The organism is Enterobacter sp. 296B2, from assembly GCF_034106185.1.
Lineage (GTDB): Bacteria > Pseudomonadota > Gammaproteobacteria > Enterobacterales > Enterobacteriaceae > Enterobacter > Enterobacter cloacae_N.
Genome location: NZ_JAWNCA010000025.1, coordinates 47463 through 65451 on the forward strand (window position 1 = coordinate 47463; position 17989 = coordinate 65451).

At 53.5% G+C, this 17989-nt stretch carries 15 protein-coding genes; 7 read left to right on the top strand and 8 right to left on the bottom strand.

What is annotated here, in order from left to right:
- Window positions 1-12: 12 nt before the first annotated feature.
- Complete coding sequence (gene metG, locus URZ40_RS17355) at window positions 13-2046, bottom strand: methionine--tRNA ligase (protein ID WP_320720916.1); 2034 nt, start codon at window positions 2044-2046, stop codon at window positions 13-15.
- Between the two features lie 137 nt (window positions 2047-2183).
- On the opposite strand from metG, the gene apbC reads away from it, so the two are divergent.
- Entirely contained in the window at window positions 2184-3293 is a 1110-nt protein-coding gene (apbC, locus tag URZ40_RS17360) for an iron-sulfur cluster carrier protein ApbC (protein ID WP_316379387.1), read from the top strand.
- A gap of 89 nt (window positions 3294-3382) precedes the next feature.
- Here apbC and URZ40_RS17365 read toward each other — a convergent pair whose 3' ends face one another.
- Together URZ40_RS17365 and URZ40_RS17370 are read right to left on the bottom strand one after the other, a co-directional pair.
- Complete coding sequence (locus URZ40_RS17365; protein ID WP_320720917.1) at window positions 3383-3838, bottom strand: GNAT family N-acetyltransferase; 456 nt, start codon at window positions 3836-3838, stop codon at window positions 3383-3385.
- Entirely contained in the window at window positions 3813-4145 is a 333-nt protein-coding gene (locus URZ40_RS17370) for an RcnB family protein (RefSeq protein ID WP_008500887.1), read from the bottom strand. The genes URZ40_RS17365 and URZ40_RS17370 overlap by 26 nt, the downstream gene beginning before the upstream one ends.
- Window positions 4146-4619: 474 nt before the next feature.
- Here URZ40_RS17370 and URZ40_RS17375 point away from each other — a divergent pair, with 474 nt between their 5' ends.
- From URZ40_RS17375 to URZ40_RS17390, 4 genes are all read left to right on the top strand, one after another.
- Complete coding sequence (locus tag URZ40_RS17375; protein ID WP_320720918.1) at window positions 4620-5759, top strand: polysaccharide export protein; 1140 nt, start codon at window positions 4620-4622, stop codon at window positions 5757-5759.
- Window positions 5759-6208 carry a protein tyrosine phosphatase gene (locus URZ40_RS17380; RefSeq protein ID WP_320720919.1) on the top strand — a complete coding sequence of 150 codons (450 nt, stop codon included), beginning with the start codon at window positions 5759-5761 and terminating at the stop codon, window positions 6206-6208. Before URZ40_RS17375 ends, URZ40_RS17380 begins: the two co-directional genes overlap by 1 nt.
- Window positions 6208-8385: a polysaccharide biosynthesis tyrosine autokinase gene (locus URZ40_RS17385; RefSeq protein ID WP_320720920.1), complete on the top strand. Its 2178-nt coding sequence runs from the start codon at window positions 6208-6210 to the stop codon at window positions 8383-8385. Before URZ40_RS17380 ends, URZ40_RS17385 begins: the two co-directional genes overlap by 1 nt.
- A 76-nt stretch (window positions 8386-8461) precedes the next feature.
- Complete coding sequence (locus URZ40_RS17390; protein ID WP_320720921.1) at window positions 8462-8977, top strand: protein disulfide oxidoreductase; 516 nt, start codon at window positions 8462-8464, stop codon at window positions 8975-8977.
- Window positions 8978-9013: 36 nt separating this feature from the next.
- On the opposite strand, the gene URZ40_RS17395 is transcribed toward URZ40_RS17390, so the two are convergent.
- The 3 genes from URZ40_RS17395 to URZ40_RS17405 all read right to left on the bottom strand — a co-directional run bounded on the left by URZ40_RS17395 (window position 9014) and on the right by URZ40_RS17405 (window position 13227).
- Window positions 9014-10480: an aspartate aminotransferase family protein gene (locus tag URZ40_RS17395; protein ID WP_320720922.1), complete on the bottom strand. Its 1467-nt coding sequence runs from the start codon at window positions 10478-10480 to the stop codon at window positions 9014-9016.
- An 18-nt stretch (window positions 10481-10498) separates the two neighbouring features.
- Window positions 10499-11875, bottom strand: a complete 1377-nt coding sequence (locus URZ40_RS17400; RefSeq protein ID WP_320720923.1) for a diaminobutyrate--2-oxoglutarate transaminase — start codon at window positions 11873-11875, stop codon at window positions 10499-10501.
- 344 nt (window positions 11876-12219) lie between these two features.
- A complete protein-coding gene (locus tag URZ40_RS17405) occupies window positions 12220-13227 on the bottom strand; it encodes a LacI family DNA-binding transcriptional regulator (protein WP_320720924.1) in 1008 nt (335 codons plus the stop codon).
- A 238-nt stretch (window positions 13228-13465) separates the two neighbouring features.
- Here URZ40_RS17405 and URZ40_RS17410 point away from each other — a divergent pair, with 238 nt between their 5' ends.
- Complete coding sequence (locus tag URZ40_RS17410; protein WP_320720925.1) at window positions 13466-14707, top strand: MFS transporter; 1242 nt, start codon at window positions 13466-13468, stop codon at window positions 14705-14707.
- 16 nt (window positions 14708-14723) lie between these two features.
- Window positions 14724-16157, top strand: a complete 1434-nt coding sequence (locus URZ40_RS17415) for a glycoside hydrolase family 32 protein (protein WP_320720926.1) — start codon at window positions 14724-14726, stop codon at window positions 16155-16157.
- A 67-nt stretch (window positions 16158-16224) separates the two neighbouring features.
- On the opposite strand, the gene URZ40_RS17420 is transcribed toward URZ40_RS17415, so the two are convergent.
- Together URZ40_RS17420 and URZ40_RS17425 are read right to left on the bottom strand one after the other, a co-directional pair.
- Window positions 16225-16695 carry a hypothetical protein gene (locus URZ40_RS17420; protein ID WP_166711769.1) on the bottom strand — a complete coding sequence of 157 codons (471 nt, stop codon included), beginning with the start codon at window positions 16693-16695 and terminating at the stop codon, window positions 16225-16227.
- 149 nt (window positions 16696-16844) lie between these two features.
- Window positions 16845-17933, bottom strand: a complete 1089-nt coding sequence (locus tag URZ40_RS17425; RefSeq protein WP_320720927.1) for a YadA-like family protein — start codon at window positions 17931-17933, stop codon at window positions 16845-16847.
- Window positions 17934-17989 lie beyond the last annotated feature (56 nt).

Below are 17989 nucleotides of genomic sequence, written 5' to 3' on the forward strand. Positions count from 1 at the left end.
CCGGCTTTTTTGTTATTTCACCTGCTGGCCCGGCTTCGCGCCTTCGTCAGGGCTTAACAGGAAGATATCTTTCCCGCCAGGGCCTGCGGCCATCACCATCCCCTCAGAGATGCCGAAGCGCATTTTGCGCGGCGCCAGGTTCGCCACCATTACGGTCTGACGACCGATCAGCACCTGCGGGTCCGGGTAGGCTGAACGGATGCCGGAGAAGACGTTACGCTTCTCGCCGCCCAGATCCAGCGTCAGGCGCAGCAGCTTGTCAGAACCTTCCACGAACTCCGCGTTTTCAATCAGCGCCACGCGCAGGTCGACTTTCGCGAAATCGTCGAAGGTGATGGTTTCCTGAATCGGATCGTCAGCCAGCGGGCCGGTTACCGGTGCCGCCGCCGCTTTCACTTCTTCTTTAGAGGCTTCGACCAGGGCTTCAACCTGCTTCATTTCGATGCGGTTATAGAGCGCTTTAAAGGTGTTCACCTTGTGGCCGAGCAGCGGCTGCTGGATAGCGTCCCAGGTCAGTTCAGTATTCAGGAACGCTTCAGCGCGGGCTGCCAGCTGCGGCAGAACCGGCTTCAGCCAGGTCATCAGCACGCGGAACATGTTCAGACCCATGGTGCAGATTGCCTGAAGGTCGGCGTCACGGCCTTCCTGTTTCGCGACAACCCACGGGGCCTGCTCGTCCACATAGCGGTTGGCAACATCGGCCAGCGCCATGATTTCACGAATCGCTTTACCGAACTCACGGCTTTCCCAGGCTTCGCCAACCGCAGCGGCAGCATCGGTGAAGGTTTTATACAACTCAGGATCGGCCAGTTCGGCAGAAAGCACACCGTCAAAGCGTTTGGCGATAAACCCTGCGTTACGGGACGCCAGGTTCACCACCTTGTTCACGATATCCGCGTTCACGCGCTGCACGAAATCTTCCAGGTTCAGGTCGATATCATCGATACGGGAAGAGAGCTTCGCGGTGTAGTAGTAGCGCAGGCTGTCCGCGTCGAAATGGTTCAGCCAGGTGCTGGCCTTAATGAACGTCCCGCGAGACTTGGACATCTTCGCGCCGTTCACCGTTACGTAGCCGTGTACGAACAGGTTGGTTGGCTTGCGGAAGTTACTGCCTTCCAGCATTGCCGGCCAGAACAGGCTATGGAAGTAGACGATGTCTTTACCGATGAAGTGGTACAGTTCGGCGTCGGAATCCTTCTTCCAGTATTCGTCGAAGCTGACGGTGTCGCCCCGCTTGTCGCACAGGTTCTTGAACGAGCCCATGTAGCCGATTGGCGCATCCAGCCAGACGTAGAAGTATTTGCCCGGCGCGTTCGGGATTTCGAAGCCGAAGTACGGCGCATCGCGGGAAATATCCCACTGCTGCAGGCCGGATTCGAACCACTCCTGCATCTTGTTCGCCACCTGCTCCTGCAGCGCGCCGCTGCGGGTCCACGCCTGCAGCATTTCGCTGAAGGACGGCAGGTCGAAGAAGAAGTGCTCGGAATCACGCATCACAGGCGTGGCGCCGGAAACCACGGATTTCGGCTCGATAAGCTCGGTCGGGCTGTAGGTCGCGCCGCAGACTTCGCAGTTATCGCCGTACTGGTCCGGGGATTTACATTTCGGACAGGTGCCTTTGACGAAACGGTCCGGCAGGAACATGCCTTTTTCCGGATCGTACAGCTGAGAGATAGTGCGGTTTTTGATAAAACCGTTCTCTTTCAGACGGGTGTATATCAGCTCCGACAGCTCGCGGTTTTCGTCGCTGTGCGTGGAGTGATAGTTGTCATAGCTGATGTCAAAGCCAGCAAAATCGGTCTGATGCTCCTGACTCATTTCGGCAATCATCTGCTCCGGGGAAATCCCCAGCTGCTGCGCTTTCAGCATGATAGGCGTGCCGTGGGCGTCGTCAGCGCAGATGAAGTTAACCTCGTGGCCGCGCATTCGCTGGTAACGGACCCAGACATCAGCCTGGATATGCTCCAGCATGTGGCCGAGGTGGATTGAGCCGTTGGCGTACGGCAGGGCGCACGTTACCAGAATTTTTTTCGCGACTTGAGTCATAGTAGGCATTACTTCTTTTAACTGTGAAAAGGGTTTTCGATATTACCAAAAGGGGCATTATTAAGTAAGCACAAACCGCGGCCTTTCAGGTAAACTTGTTTGCCTAAGGTCTTATTCACAAGAACAAAGGAGTCGGGATGAGTTCTCAATCCCAGGCCAAATCACCGGAAGCCTTACGAGCAATGGTCGCCGGGACGCTGGCTAACTTTCAGCATCCAACCCTGAAACATAACCTCACTGCGCTGAAAGCGTTACACCACGTCGCATGGCTGGACGATACATTGCACATTGAGCTGCAGATGCCGTTCGTCTGGACCAGCGCTTTTGACGCTCTGAAAGAGCAGACCAGCGCTGAGCTGCTGCGCATTACCGGTGCAAAAGCGATTGACTGGAAGCTGAGCCACAGCATCGCCACGCTGAAGCGTGTGAAAAATCAGCCGGGCGTCAATGGGGTGAAAAACATCATCGCCGTGAGTTCAGGTAAGGGTGGGGTGGGTAAATCATCTACCGCCGTAAACCTCGCGCTCGCGCTGGCGGCGGAAGGGGCAAAGGTCGGTATTCTGGATGCCGATATCTACGGTCCTTCTATTCCAAACATGCTGGGTGCGGAAAATCAGCGTCCAACCTCACCTGACGGCACGCATATGGCACCGATCGTGGCGCACGGTCTGGCGACTAACTCCATCGGTTACCTGGTGACCGACGACAACGCTATGGTCTGGCGCGGCCCAATGGCCAGCAAAGCGCTGCTGCAGATGCTGCAGGAAACGATGTGGCCGGATCTGGATTATCTGGTGCTGGACATGCCGCCGGGCACCGGTGACATACAGCTGACGCTGGCGCAGAACATTCCGGTAACGGGCGCCGTCGTGGTCACCACGCCGCAGGATATCGCACTGATCGACGCCAAAAAAGGCATCGTGATGTTTGAGAAAGTGGAAGTGCCGGTGCTCGGCATCGTCGAGAACATGAGCATGCACATCTGCAGTAACTGCGGACACCACGAACCTATCTTCGGTACGGGTGGGGCGGAAAAACTGGCGGCACAGTATCACACCCAGCTGCTGGGGCAGATGCCGCTGCATATTTCCTTGCGTGAAGATCTGGACAGCGGGAAACCGACGGTTGTCAGCCGTCCGGACAGCGAATTCGCGGAGATGTATCGCCAGCTGGCGGGGCGCGTTGCGGCGCAGCTCTACTGGCAGGGTGAAGTGATCCCGGGTGAAATCGCCTTCCGCGCGGTGTAACGCCTCTGCGCCTTAGTGCCGGGTGGCGGCTTCGCCTTACCCGGCCAACTACGATCGTGTAGGTCAGGTAAGCGTAGCGCCACCTGACGTTAACTCAGCCGATAGTGCATCAAATAATATTCTCCTTCCGGAGAATTCCCCGTCGCCTCGATGTGCCAGCCGTGGCGCTGGTAAAATGCAACCGCCCGCGCATTCTTCACCAGACACTTAAGCGAACCCGTACTGGTAAACGTCTTCTGTACGTGCTCAAGCAACACATGTCCGACGCCCAGGCTCTGATACTGCGGATCGACAAACAGGTTGTGCAGGAAATTATCGTTCGTCCAGACGGAGGCAAAACCCAGGCGATGCCCGTTCTGAACAGCAACCCAAATCACTTCGTCACGGGTAGCCGCGTCAAAGTCTTCAAGCCGCCAGTCTGAACTGTCCAGCCATGGCCAGGCTTCACGCCGGGCGTGGAGGTAGAGCGTGCGCAGGAAAGGTCGGTCACTTTCCTGCCAGGGACGAATCAAAATTGCGTTAGCGGTGATAGAAAATATCTCCATTGTAGGCTTTGTAGATCTTGCCATCAGCATCGCCGATCAGCACATAGTTCTCACCCATATAGGTCCAATGGGTTCCGGCATCCGGCGCCGGCAGGTTACGCAACTGGTACTGTTTAATGGTGTACTCCGGCGTTTGATACTGCGCCGGTGCCGTATCGCCGATTTTGAACTTCGTGAAATCCGCGATGAACTCTTGTTCTTCATAGGCCTTGATGCCAGATGGCGCAGCGGCGGTTTGCGGGGCAGAGAATGCGGATCCCGCCAGAGACAGTAGTACACCCAGAAGCAGCAATTTACGCTTAGCCATTTTTTCTCCAGTGATATCGTTACAGATACTTTTTGTCTGCGGGTACACAGCACAAGGCAGACAGTCCATTTTAAGTATCAAAGCATGATGTGTTTGATAAAAAATGTAACAAAAGTGGAGGGTTTTGTGTAGTCGATTACGGTGATGGCCATCATTTTGGTGAATGTTGAACGCGTGGCATATTTATTTTTTTTATTGTTTTATTAATCTTTTCTGAAAATAACTTTTTGCGTCCAAATTGCGCTGTTAAGCGAATGCTTTCGCGAGTGATAACATTTAATATCGCGCCGCATAAAGTGTTATTGGTCTTCGTTTTCTTGCGCAATTGTGCGCTGTCTTTAACTTTTTAAAGAACAGCGGATTTGTGCTTTTTAGTGTTGTGGGCTGATAATAAATAATTATATTTCAAGGTGTTGCTTGCATTTTTTTACGAGTTAAATACCCGGCGCAACGATAAATCAACATTTTAAATAAATGAAAAATACAACTGCTTTTTTACTATCCTTTCTGACGCTCAGCCAGCTAACAGGATGTGTATTTTCACCAGGCCAGAACTTAAGTCTTTCCGGGAAAAAAATCACGCCCGATGAAGAAATTAACGATCCGCTGGAAAAACGCGTGGAGATTTTTCCTTTAAGCCCTGGGTTAATTGAAAAACTGCGTCCACCCATTTCTAAATCTCAGGCAAATCCTAATCTGGATGAACAACTCAGAAACTGGGAATACCGCATTGGATCAGGGGACATTCTGACGGTCACCGTCTGGGATCACCCTGAACTCACGACGCCCGCAGGGCAATACCGTAGCGCGAGCGACGCGGGTAACTGGGTTAACGCTGATGGCACGCTCTTCTATCCTTACGTCGGCAGGCTGAAAGTGGCGGGCAAAACGGTTTCGCAGGTACGTGAGGAGATCACCGCGCGGCTGGATAAGTTCATTGAGAGTCCGCAGGTAGACGTCAGCGTCGCCTCCTTCCGTTCTCAAAAAGCCTATATCACCGGAGAGGTTGAGAAATCGGGCCAGCAGCCAATAACCAATATTCCTTTGACGGTAATGGATGCGGTGAACGCCGCGGGCGGTCTCTCTGCGGATGCCGACTGGCGTAACGTCGTGCTTACGCATGATGGCCAGGATTCGCGGCTTTCACTTTATGCCCTGATGCAACACGGCGATTTGACCCAGAATAAGCTGCTTTATCCGGGCGATATCCTGTTTGTTCCCCGGAACGACGCGCTGAAAGTGTTTGTGATGGGTGAGGTTGTTAAGCAGAGCACGCTTAAGATGGATCGTAGCGGCATGACGCTGGCCGAAGCCCTGGGGAATGCCGGCGGGCTGAACCAGAATATGGCCGATGCAACCGGGATTTTTGTTATTCGCCCGGTTTCACTAAAAGGCGAGAAAGACAAAATCGCTAACATCTATCAACTCAATGCGGAAGATGCCTCAGCCATGGTGCTGAGTACTGAATTCCAGCTGGAACCGTACGACATTGTCTATGTCACTACGGCACCGCTTTCACGCTGGAATCGTGTGATCACCCAGCTGGTACCCACCATCAGTGGCGTACATGACCTGACCGAAACCGTCCGTTACATCAGGTCGTGGCCGCAATAATGTTCAATTCAATTCTCGTGGTTTGCACCGGCAATATTTGCCGTTCACCGATTGGTGAGCGGCTGTTGCGCCAGCAGCTACCCGACACGCAGGTATCCTCGGCAGGTATTTTCGGACTCTCAGGACGCCCGGCGGATGCGGCTGCAAAGGACGTCGCCTTACGACATGGGGTTTCTCTGGAAGGTCATGTGGCGCGTAAGGTCACGCGTTATCTGTTACAAAAATCCGATTTGATTCTGGTGATGGAGCCAGAGCATCTCCGTTTTATTGCCTCTGTGGCACCGGAGAATCGGGGGAAATCGCTGTTGTTTGGTCAGTGGCTGGAAACAAAGGACATTCCCGACCCGTATCGCAAAAGCCGGGAAGCCTTCGAATATGTTTTCGAGCAGTTAGGAAAAGCCAGCCAGGAATGGGCTCGTCGTTTGCGTCAACAAGGAATGAAGCAGTAATGTCGTCTCATAAATCAGACAAATATGGTGCGGCAACACCGCATGATAATGAAATTGATCTCATTCAGCTGTTGGCTGAGATGTTTGATCATCGGGTAATGATAGCGTGCATCACGCTCCTGTTCACCGTATGCGCCGGGATCTATGCCTATAGCATCACACCGATCTATCAGGCCGATGCCCTTGTACAGATAGAAGCGAAGCAGGACAACTCGTTGCTCAAAAGCTTAAGCCAGTTTGGTACCGATCTTTCACCTGATGTTGCACCCGAACTCTTGCTGCTCAAATCGCGGATGATTCTGGGAGAGACCGTTGACAAGCTGGGGCTAACGTACAGCGTTAAACGGCGCGTACTGCCCGTCATTGGGCCGCTACTGGAACGAGGGCATAAAGCCGGTGAATTGACAATTGGCGCGCTAACCATTCCTCCTCTGGAAGATAAGCCGCAGGAACTTTTACTGACCGTTAAGGAGCAGGGCCGGTATCACCTCGAAGGAAAAACGCTGGAGGCTGATGGCGTTGTCGGGAACATGCTGGTTAAAGACGGGGTAACGCTTCTTGTCACCTCCCTCAGCGCGGCACCAGGGACCCAGTTTTCCCTCAAAACCGTCACAAAGCTCGAGGCAATTAACGCCCTTCAGCGTCGGCTCATTGTTTCGGAGTCGGCGAAGCAGAGCGGAATGATTGCCTTAACGCTGACGGGAGAGGAGCCTGACAAGATCGCCGCAGTGCTTAACACCATTGCTGAAAATTATCTCAGCCAGAATATTGCGCGCCAGGAAGCTAAAGATACCCGTAGCCTGACATTTTTACAGGATCAACTGCCTAAAATCAGCCGCGAACTGGATCAAGCCGAAGCACGGCTGAACGCCTACAGAGAGCAACGCGATTCTGTCGATTTATCCCTTGAGGCGAAGACGGTTCTTGATCAGGTTGTTAACGTGGAAAATCAGCTTAACGAGCTGACGTTCCGCGAAGCAGAAGTTTCTCAGCTTTTCAAAAAGGATCATCCTACCTACCGCGCCTTACGGGAAAAAAAACAGACCCTGGAGCAGGAACGTACGCGCCTGAATAACCGCGTCTCAGCCATGCCTTCTACGCAGCAGGAAATTTTACGTTTAAGCCGTGACGTTGAGTCCGGGCGCACCATCTACCTGCAGCTGTTGACGCGCCAGCAGGAGCTGAATATCTCACGCTCCAGTGCCATTGGAAACGTGCGGATCATTGACCCTGCAGTAACGCAGCCGGCCCCAGTCAAACCGCGCAAAGTGATTATCATTATGCTCGGTATGCTGGTGGGATTGATGCTCTCAGCAGGAACGGTGTTGGTTCGTTCTGCGTTTAAACGGGGCATCACCTCGTCTGAACCGCTGGAAGCGCAGGGAATGCCTCTTCTGGCTACGCTCCCGCGTTCGGTGTGGCTATGGAAAAAAACGCATTTGCGCAGGAGAACGCTGTGTGCTTCCCACTGGAAGCACAGGACGTCAAACATACCCTTCCTGCCCGTTGACCGACCGGCTGATATGTTTGTCGAGGCGGTGCGGGGGTTACGCACCAGTCTGCATTTTACCATGATGGATGCCGCAAATCGGGTCGTTGTGATTTCAGGTCCGTCTCAGGACTGCGGAAAGACCCTGGTGAGTACCTCACTGGCATCGATTGCGGCTCAGGCCGGACAGCGCGTGCTGTTCATTGATGCGGATATGCGCAAAGGATATGTCCACAATATTTTCAAACTGAACAACCACCATGGATTGTCCAGCGTGCTGGGGGGAAGCGTAGAGTGGCAGGATGCAATTCAACGCTTCGAGAAAGGGGGCTTTGACGTGTTGACCTGTGGACCACAACCTTCGCATCCTGTGGAGCTGCTTATGAAGGAGCGTTTCCAGACGGTAATGACGCGAATAGACAAAGAGTACGACATCGTGATTGTCGACACGCCACCGGTGCTGGCCGTAACGGATGCGCTACTCGTCGCCAGAGTCGCGGCAACCACGTTGCTGGTGGCCCGTTTCGGTAAAACCAGCGTTAAAGAGATCGAGAACTGCCGGAAGCGCCTGCTACAGATGGGCGTGCAGGTTGAAGGTGCGATTCTCAATGATATTGTGAAATCCGCGGCGTTCTATTACCACTCGGGGTACAGCCATTACGACTACGGCGGCTACACCCCGGAATAAAAGCGACGCGACACTTCTTTACAGCATGACGCCGAATAGCCCGTTAAGATGACCTCCGTTAAATCGAGAGGTCATAATGGATAACCGTAAATTGAGTCGCCTGCGCCGCTGGGCGCGGGAAGGGATCATACTCATTCTGCTTACGCTGGCGGTCATGTGGGGTGTGGATCAATACCGAAAGCCGTCATTACCCGCCAGCTTTAGCGCAACGCCAATGCAGAGCATCGACGGTAACATTCACGATATCGCGGCGCTCAGCCAGGAGCGCCCGTTGCTGATTTACATCTGGGCAACCTGGTGCAGCATCTGTCGCTATACAACTCCTGCGGTCGATAAGCTGGCAAAAGAGGGCGGTAACGTCGTGAGCGTTGCCATGCGCTCCGGTGATAATGCAAAGCTTGCCCGCTGGGCTGAAAAGAAAAACCTGAGTATGCCGGTGATTAACGATGTAAGCGGCGCCTTGTCGCAGCAGTGGCAGGTGAGCGTAACGCCAACGCTGGTGATAGTGTCAAAGGGGAACGTTGTCAGCGCCACAACGGGCTGGACGAGCTACTGGGGATTGAAAATCAGAATGTGGTGGGCAGGCGTATAAAGATAACCCCTCTCCCGACGGAAGAGGGGTTTTGTATTACTTAGCCAGAACTTCCTGCGCGGTGCGCTCAACCAGCGACAGCAGGATTTTGATATCCTCCAGCGTCACGGTTGGGTTCAGCAGGGTCAGCTTCAGGCAGGTGATGCCGTTGTGCTCGGTCACACCAACGTTTGCACGGCCGGATTCCAGCAGCGCATCACCAATTTTCTGGTTCAGCAGGGCGATGCCCGCGTCGTCCGTCTGCACCTGTCCGCGGAAGCGGAACAGCACGCTTGCCAGCTGAGGCTGCATAACCAGTTCCAGAGCAGGCTGCTCCTTCACGTAGGCCGCAACCTGCTGCGCCAGCGTCACGCCGTGATCGATGATTGCCGCGTATTGCTCCTGACCCAGCGCTTCCAGACTCATCCACAGCTTCAGCGCGTCGAAACGACGAGTGGTCTGCAGGGATTTGGACACCAGGTTAGGCACGCCCGCTTCTTCGTCGAACTCGGAGTTCAGGTATGCCGCCTGATAGCGCATCAGCTCATAATGACGCGCTTCTTTCAGCAGGAACGCGCCGCAGCTGATGGTCTGGAAGAACTGCTTGTGGAAGTCCAGCGTTACGGAATCCACCAGCTCGATGCCGTCCAGATAGTGACGATACTGATCAGACATCAGCAGCGCGCCGCCCCAGGCCGCATCAACGTGTACCCAGATGTTCTGCTTCGCCGCCAGTTCAGCGATCGCGCGCAGTGGGTCGATCGCACCGGCATCGGTGGTACCCGCCGTTGCGACAATCGCCAGAATCTGTTCGCCGTTCGCGTTGCACTGCTCGATTTTCGCCGCCAGATCGGTCAGATCCATGCGGGAGAATTCATCCGTTTTCACCTGCACCACGGACTGGTAGCCCAGACCCATCAGCGCCATGTTTTTCTGTACGGAGAAGTGCGCGTTTTCGGAGCACAGTACGCGGATCTTGCGCAGATCGCCCACCAGGCCGTCCTGCTGAACGGAGTGACCCTGACGCGCGAAGAACGCGTCACGTGCCAGCATCAGGCCCATCAGGTTGCTCTGGGTACCGCCGCTGGTGAAGACACCCGCGTCGCCAGCCTGATAACCCACGCGGGTACGCAGCCATTCGATCAGTTTGATCTCAATAATGGTTGCGGACGGGCTTTGATCCCAGGAGTCCATACTCTGGTTAGTGGCGTTGATCAGCACTTCCGCCGCCTGGCTTACCACCAGGCTTGGGCAGTGCAGGTGCGCCACACACTGCGGGTGATGGACGGACAAGCTGTCTTTCAGGAAGAACTCAACGGCGCGTTCAATCGCCGCTTCGTTGCCCAGCCCTTTCGGGTTGAAATCCAGCTTAATACGGTCGCGAAGCTCCGCGACCGTTTTGCCCTGGTACATCTCAGGCTGTTTCAGCCACTGCATCACAGCCTGAGTGCTTTGTTCAATCGCCTGCTGGTAAGCTTCAATGCTCTGCGCAGAGGAGAACAAAATTGGGTTTGAATCAGACATCGTAATCAACTACTCCGGTTACGCCGGGCGAACGCCCGCAGCAAGCAGTGCCTGCTCGAATTTATCCAGGAAGATTTTCAGCTCTTCGTCGCTGATCAGCAGAGAAGGCAGCAGACGCAGAACGATACCGTTACGGCCGCCACGCTCCAGAATCAGACCGGCTTCGAAGCACTTCTTCTGGATCAGCGCAGACAGCTCGCCGTCGCCAGGGAAGCAGCCCATGTGGTCAGCGGCTTCGTGTGGCTTAACGATCTCGATACCGATCATCATGCCCAGACCGCGCACGTGACCGATGACCGGATAACGTTTCGCCATCTCTTTCAGCTGAGCTTTCAGCCATTCGCCCTGTGTAGCCACTTTGCCTGCGATGTTCTGGTCTTTCAGGATTTTCAGCGTCGTCAGACCGGTTGCCATCGCCAGCTGGTTGCCGCGGAAGGTACCGGTGTGGTGACCTGGCGCCCATGCGTCGAACTGCTTTTTGATACCGAGCACGGCCAGCGGCAGACCGCCACCCACTGCTTTAGACATCACGATGATGTCTGGCTCGATGCCCGCGTGTTCGAAGGCGAAGAATTTACCGGTACGGGCAAAGCCTGCCTGAACTTCATCGAGGATCAGCAGAATGCCGTGTTCCTGAGTCACTTTACGGATGCGCTGCAGCCACTCAGCCGGAGCCGGGTTCACGCCGCCTTCACCCTGTACGGCTTCCAGAATCACCGCAGCAGGTTTACGCACGCCGCTTTCGACGTCGTTAATCAGGTTGTCGAAGTAGTAAGTCAGCGCTTTCACGCCCGCTTCACCACCGATACCCAGCGGGCAACGGTACTCGTGCGGGTAAGGCATGAACTGCACTTCTGGCATCATACCGTCAACCGCTTCTTTCGGTGACAGGTTGCCGGTCACGGACAGTGCGCCGTGGGTCATACCGTGGTAACCACCAGAGAAGCTGATGATACCGCTACGACCGGTTACTTTTTTCGCCAGCTTCAGCGCCGCTTCAACGGCGTCGGCACCGGATGGACCGGTGAACTGCAGGCAGTACTCTTTGCCCTGACCTGGCAGCAGAGAGAGAAGGTATTCAGAAAACGCGTCTTTCAGAGGCGTAGTCAGATCCAAAGTATGTAACGGCAAGCCGCTGGTAATGACATTTTGGATGCTTTTCAGCACATCAGGATGGTTATGGCCAAGCGCAAGGGTCCCTGCGCCTGCTAAACAGTCAAGGTATTCTTTATTATCTGCATCGGTGATCCACACGCCTTCTGCTTTAGTGATGGCTAAAGGCAGTTTGCGCGGATAACTCCTGACGTTAGATTCAAACTCGGCCTGACGGGCCAGATAGGTTTCGTTGCTTTTGTGGGCATCTACGGTGTCAATACGGACTTTATCCGTCATCATATCACTCCTACAACCGCCGCTTCGCTATGAGCAACGATTGAATAAAAAGTTAAAAAACAGATGGGGGCCTGAAAAAAACGCCGCCAATATAGAGCCTTTTGCCACGGGGCTCAATGGTTAATTTGTTTACTGTTTTGTGACAGAAGGCACAGGCGAGGAAATATCCCCTTTTTTAAAAGGAGGATTGCACTTTATAACCAATAAAAACATTGTGTTATGTTGTATTTGTCTGGAGTGTAAAGGCACGGAAAAGAGTGTGACAAATCGTGCCATTGGCGGAGATAAAAAAGAGGATAGCCGCCTTTTTACCCCCTTATTTCTGCGTCGTCAGCGAAAAGCGGCGATCACACGGCATGCACAATGGAATCACGCTTTAAAAAAGGACTTTCAACGCGCGTCGTTTCCCGATGTTGTTCACCGTTAATAATGTGCAGAGCGCTCAGGCGACCAATTTCGTAGTGGGGCAACTGAACCGTTGAAAGAGGAGGCAAAAATAGCTCGCCAATGCCCACCATATTGTCATAGCCGAGAACCGCGACATCTTCAGGGATGCGAAGCCCTTGCGCCAGCAGCGTCTGGTACACCATAAACGCGATACGATCGTTACCGCAGATAACGGAGTCAAACTGGGGGATGCAATTCTGGATGCGCGCCAGCAATGCGGACGGAATATCACGATAATGCTCATCCCCGAGCGCCATATACTCATGTTCCAGACTGTCCGGGTCGATCCCGGCTTCACGGCAGGCGCGTTCCAGCCCCTGGCGGCGTCGGGTTGTGGCCAGATGGCCCGCGGGTAAATGCAGGCAAAGAGGCCGTCTGTAGCCCTCCGCCAGTAACTTCCTGACGGCGGAGTACTGCCCCTGCTCATCATCCGGGATATAGCTGGCGACCTTTTCATCGACGCTTTCGCAGTTGGCCAGCACGCAGGGAAGGGTAAGCAGCTTGGCGGGAAGCGGAACCTGACGTAACCCCATTGTGGTGTAGATAATCCCGTCAGGCCGGTGGGAGAGGAGAAGGTCGACAATGGTATCCGGGTTGTCATCGGTAAACATATTCATCACGAAGCTGTTCCAGCCGTGCATTCGGGCCGTCTCTTCAATGGACAGCGTTATCTCCACCGAGAAAGGTGTCGTCACCGTATCAAGCGCCAGCACGCCGATGGTTTTAGGCGATGCATGCGCACCGCGTATTTTCTTGGCGGACAGATCGGGAACGTAGCTGGTCTGCTCGATAGCCAACTGAACGCGCGCCAGCGTTTCCGGTTTAAGGCGTTCCGGGCTGTTAAGCGCGCGGGAAACCGTCATCAGCGATACGTTAGCCAGCTTTGCGACATCCTTCAGGGAAGCCATTTTCTTACTCCGTTAATGCTCTGTGTTAGAGGGTATACAACTAAGTCGCTGATGTAAAAGGAAGGCTGATGCCCGGCTCAGGTCATGCTTACCTCAGTGATGAATATTTGATCGCGATCTCATTCCCTTAATGTTAACGTTAACTTTCGTGATTAACATCTGAAATCTTAACTAAACAGCATGAGAAAGAATCAATGTTAACGTTACCATTCAGGCATTCCTCCAACATGAGAATGTCATGATGAAAACGCATCACTCTCACAGCTACCCTTTACTAAGCGCATTACTGTTTTTCTTTTTTGTCACATGGTCATCTTCCGGCTCGTTGCTCTCGATCTGGCTTCATCAGGAAGTGGGCTTAAAAGCGGGGGACACCGGCGTTATCTATGCTGTGCTTTCCGTCTCCGCGCTGTGTGCGCAAATTTGTTATGGATTTATTCAGGACAAGCTCGGTTTGCGCAAAAATCTGCTCTGGTTTCTGACCAGCCTGCTCATTCTTTCCGGCCCGGCCTTTTTGCTGTTTGGTTACCTGCTGCAGATTAACGTGTTACTCGGCAGCATTTTCGGCGGGATTTTCATTGGCCTGACGTTTAACGGCGGGATAGGTGTGCTGGAATCCTATACTGAACGCGTGGCCCGCCAGAGCCAGTTTGAATTCGGCAAGGCGAGAATGTGGGGATCGCTTGGCTGGGCGGTGGCAACCTTTTTTGCGGGACTCCTGTTTAACATCAATCCGAAGCTGAATTTCGCTGTCGCGAGCTGCGCCGGGCTGGTGTTTTTTGTTTTGCTGGCACGTCTCAGGGTCTCTTCTGCACCGCACGCCATGCAGGAAGCGGTGTCCGGTGGCAAGGTGACGCTGGAAGACGCATTGCGCCTGCTGACGCAGCCTCGTTTCTGGGCGCTGGTATTTTTCGTTATCGGCACCTGTATTTATGGCGTTTACGACCAGCAGTTCCCGGTCTATTTCTCCTCCCAGTTCCCGACATTGCAGGAAGGGAATGCCATGTACGGCTATCTCAACTCCTTCCAGGTTTTCCTTGAGGCGGCGGGCATGTTTTGCGCCCCGTGGCTGGTGAACCGCCTCGGCGCGAAAAACGGCCTGATTTTCGCGGGAATGGTGATGGCAATGCGTATGGTGGCATCGGGTCTGGTTGAGGGGCCGGTGCTCATCTCCATTACCAAGCTGCTGCATGCGGTTGAACTGCCCGTATTGCTGGTTTCGGTATTTAAATACAACAGCCTGCATTTTGATAAGCGGCTCTCCTCCACCCTCTATCTGGTGGGCTTTGCCTGCACAAGCTCGGTGATTGCTTCTGTCCTGTCGCCGCTGGCAGGTTACAGCTATGAGAAATACGGTTTTGCCCAGTCCTATCTCATTATGGGCCTGTTGGTTTTCAGCACCACGCTCATCTCTATTTTCCTGTTGCGCTCGGGTAAGTCCTCCTCTGACCCGCTCATGCCGCAACCCTCTACTATCTGACTAAAAGAGTAAACAAATGACGTATTCCATCGCCAAAGCTGAACAGGAATTGCAGGCCAGACAAGGCAGTCTTAACCTGCGCTGGTATCCGCGTTACCACCTCGCCGCGCGTGCCGGCTGGATGAACGATCCGAATGGTCTGGTGTGGTTTGACGGCTGGTATCACGCCTTTTACCAGCATCATCCGTACTCAACCCAGTGGGGGCCGATGCACTGGGGCCATGCGCGCAGCAAGGATTTAGTTCACTGGGAACACCTTCCGGTGGCACTGGCACCGGAAGGGCCAGAAGACAAAGAAGGCTGTTTTTCCGGGTCGGCGGTGGTGGATGGCGATACGCTGGCGCTGATTTACACCGGACATAAATTCCACGGCGATCCTGATGATGAGGCTAATCTCTACCAGGTGCAGTGCCTGGCCACCAGCCGTGATGGCGTCCATTTTGCCCGGCAGGGAACGATCGTTGATACGCCGCCTGGCCTGCATCACTTCCGCGATCCGAAAGTGTGGCGCGAAGGGGAGTGCTGGTACATGGTGGTTGGCGCACGGGAGGGTGATACGGGCCAGGTGCGCGTATACCGTTCTGCCGACCTGCGCGAGTGGCTGGATATGGGGGTGATTGCGGTAGCCGAAAAAGAGATGGGGTATATGTGGGAATGCCCGGACTTTTTCACCCTCAATGGTAAACGGGTGCTGATGTTTTCACCTCAGGGGCTGGCGGCAGACGGATTCAAAAATCGTAATCTCTTCCAGAGCGGCTACCTGCTGGGCGAGTGGCAGCCCGGTCAACCTTTCGTGCGTGAAGGAGAATTTGAGGAGATGGACCACGGGCATGATTTCTATGCACCACAAAGTTTCCTGACGCCCGACGGTCGTCGTATTGTTATCGCCTGGCTGGACATGTGGGAATCGCCCCTGCCGGAACAGCAGGATGGTTGGGCGGGCATGCTCTCTTTACCGCGTGAAATGACGCTTAGTGCAGATAATCGTCTGCAAATGCGGCCGGCCAGAGAAGTGGAAAGCCTGCGCGGGGCATGGTTCCCCTGGCCCGTGAGTACGCTTAATAATCAGCAGATCGCTCAGGTGGAAAGGTGCGACGCGATGGAGGTCATTCTGCAGTGGGATTGCGCCAACAGCAGCGCGGAGCAGTACGGAATTCGCCTTGGCGACGGATTACGCGTTTACGTCGATGCGCAGGTGCAGCGTCTGGTGCTTGAACGCCATTATCCGGAGTATGGCTTGTGCGGTACCCGAAGCGTCGCGCTTAACCTGAACGAAGCGCTAAACCTGCGCCTGTTCTTTGACTGCTCGTCGGTGGAGGTGTTTGTTAACGAGGGGGAGGCGTGCCTGAGCAGCCGCATTTACCCTGGCGAAGGGGCGCGCGAGCTGGCGTTGTTTGCCTGGACGGGGACGGCATCGCTCATTGAGGCCGGGGCGTGGCAACTGGAGTAAAAGGGTTACGTCAGAAAAATTCAGTAATGTTAGCAAATAATAAAGGCGACTGATGTCGCCTTTAGTTTTATTTAATCTTTCTGGCGTAGCCCTGGAACTGTCCATCTTTACTCACCGCTAATTTGCCCTTAGCAGGATAGTAAATAAAGGTGTATAACCCTTGCGAATAGACCTTTGCCTGAGGCTCGTTTTCATCCAGCGCGCCCAATACGCCGTCAACATCCAATATCTCTCCTTTAATGGTGATCTTCATCCCTTCCCATTTAAAGGCGTGAGTCGCTTTAGCTGCCTGAGCATGTTGTTTCGCGTCTTTCTTAGCCCAGAGACCCGTACCCGCAGCGGCATCACGCGCGTTCGCCCATGCTGCATTTTGTGCGGATTCATTGTAGGCATTCTGGCGGTTTTGCTCAGCCAGGTAGCAGGTATCTTTGCTGATCCCCTGGCGCTCGCAATCGGCCATGCGCTGAGCAGATGAAGTACACGCAGAAAGCAGGATGGCAGCACCAGCTATTAATACCGCCAGGAGTGACTTTTTCATTTCAAAAATACCTTAATACGATAGAAGGATGTTTAATAACCGCAAATATAATAAGTCTGATACATAATACCTAACCATGCGCCAACGATAATAAGCATCAGGTACAATATTACAGAGATAGCAATGTATTTTGTCATGCTGCTTATTTATTAAAAACCGATCCCTACGCCGACTGAAGCACCCATGTTATTTGCGGTATCATCAGAGAAGCTCACTTTACCAATCATATGTTCGTTAAAGTTAACAGACGCCCCAACCGCTAAAGCGCTTTCACCGTTGTAAGTCGCACCGCCAGCCGAGAACATTACGCGCTGATTCGTTTGCACCTGTGGTAAACCGGCCATCGCCATCGCGCCGCTGATACCTGCGTTTGCTTCCTTCTTATTATTATCGACTTCCTCACGCAGCGATTTAAATTGCTGGTTAGTGTTGTTATTCAGTGCCTGTAATGTCTGTTTGGTCGCCTGCAGCTCCTGAGCCTCGGCCGTAACCGCCTGGCTATTAGTAGCGACTTTAGCCTGTGTTGCCGTGTCTACCTGCGTGCGTGTCACGGTGGTCATCACGCCATTTTTTCCATCTTTGCCGTCCTGACCGTCTTTACCATTCGCTCCGTCACGTCCGTTAATTCCGGCAACGCCCTGTGCACCTGTCGCGCCGGTATCGCCTTTATCACCCTTAGCGCCGTCTTTTCCATCAACGCCGTTAGTTGGTTTTGGCGCATTCTCAAGAGCTAACAGGCGGCCATCTTGTATACCGTTAGTAGCTTCAACAGTTGCAAGGCGGCTATCTTGCAAGGTGTTAATAGTTTCAATATTAGTAATTGCTGCTCCGTTAGTCAGCACGCCCTGTAACGCCGCATCACCTTTTTTATTAGCGGTGTCAGCAAGAGCGCCTGCTAATTTAGCTTCCTGATCGACACCAGAAACAGAAGTCTGAAGAGAGGAAATATCATTGGCGTTAGTGTTGATATTATTTTTACTTACGTTGATCTCGTCTTGCATGCGATCGCGATCGCCTTGTAAGTTATAGATTTGCCCGTCTTGCGTTACATTTTCAGCTTTCATGTTATCCAGATTATAAGCGGTATTATTAGTTCCGTGAATCTGGATAAAAGTACCTGAATTGAATACGTTATCGTAAAGGTTAACGTTTACATCAGCTGCTTGAGTTACATTCATAGAGCCAGTAAAAATAACACCAAATACAAAAGCAGCAACGGCATTTTTAACAACTTTCATTTGAAAAGCACTCATCATTTAAAAAGTCAAAATGGGTAAGGCTAGCTATCCTGGCG

Bases quoted from the DNA above. Each gene is read 5' to 3' on its own strand.
- metG (WP_320720916.1), bottom strand. From the start codon at position 2,046: ATGACTCAAGTCGCGAAAAAAATTCTGGTAACGTGCGCCCTGCCGTAC.
- apbC (WP_316379387.1), top strand. From the start codon at position 2,184: ATGAGTTCTCAATCCCAGGCCAAATCACCGGAAGCCTTACGAGCAATG.
- URZ40_RS17365 (WP_320720917.1), bottom strand. From the start codon at position 3,838: ATGGAGATATTTTCTATCACCGCTAACGCAATTTTGATTCGTCCCTGG.
- URZ40_RS17370 (WP_008500887.1), bottom strand. From the start codon at position 4,145: ATGGCTAAGCGTAAATTGCTGCTTCTGGGTGTACTACTGTCTCTGGCG.
- URZ40_RS17375 (WP_320720918.1), top strand. From the start codon at position 4,620: ATGAAAAATACAACTGCTTTTTTACTATCCTTTCTGACGCTCAGCCAG.
- URZ40_RS17380 (WP_320720919.1), top strand. From the start codon at position 5,759: ATGTTCAATTCAATTCTCGTGGTTTGCACCGGCAATATTTGCCGTTCA.
- URZ40_RS17385 (WP_320720920.1), top strand. From the start codon at position 6,208: ATGTCGTCTCATAAATCAGACAAATATGGTGCGGCAACACCGCATGAT.
- URZ40_RS17390 (WP_320720921.1), top strand. From the start codon at position 8,462: ATGGATAACCGTAAATTGAGTCGCCTGCGCCGCTGGGCGCGGGAAGGG.
- URZ40_RS17395 (WP_320720922.1), bottom strand. From the start codon at position 10,480: ATGTCTGATTCAAACCCAATTTTGTTCTCCTCTGCGCAGAGCATTGAA.
- URZ40_RS17400 (WP_320720923.1), bottom strand. From the start codon at position 11,875: ATGATGACGGATAAAGTCCGTATTGACACCGTAGATGCCCACAAAAGC.
- URZ40_RS17405 (WP_320720924.1), bottom strand. From the start codon at position 13,227: ATGGCTTCCCTGAAGGATGTCGCAAAGCTGGCTAACGTATCGCTGATG.
- URZ40_RS17410 (WP_320720925.1), top strand. From the start codon at position 13,466: ATGATGAAAACGCATCACTCTCACAGCTACCCTTTACTAAGCGCATTA.
- URZ40_RS17415 (WP_320720926.1), top strand. From the start codon at position 14,724: ATGACGTATTCCATCGCCAAAGCTGAACAGGAATTGCAGGCCAGACAA.
- URZ40_RS17420 (WP_166711769.1), bottom strand. From the start codon at position 16,695: ATGAAAAAGTCACTCCTGGCGGTATTAATAGCTGGTGCTGCCATCCTG.
- URZ40_RS17425 (WP_320720927.1), bottom strand. From the start codon at position 17,933: ATGAAAGTTGTTAAAAATGCCGTTGCTGCTTTTGTATTTGGTGTTATT.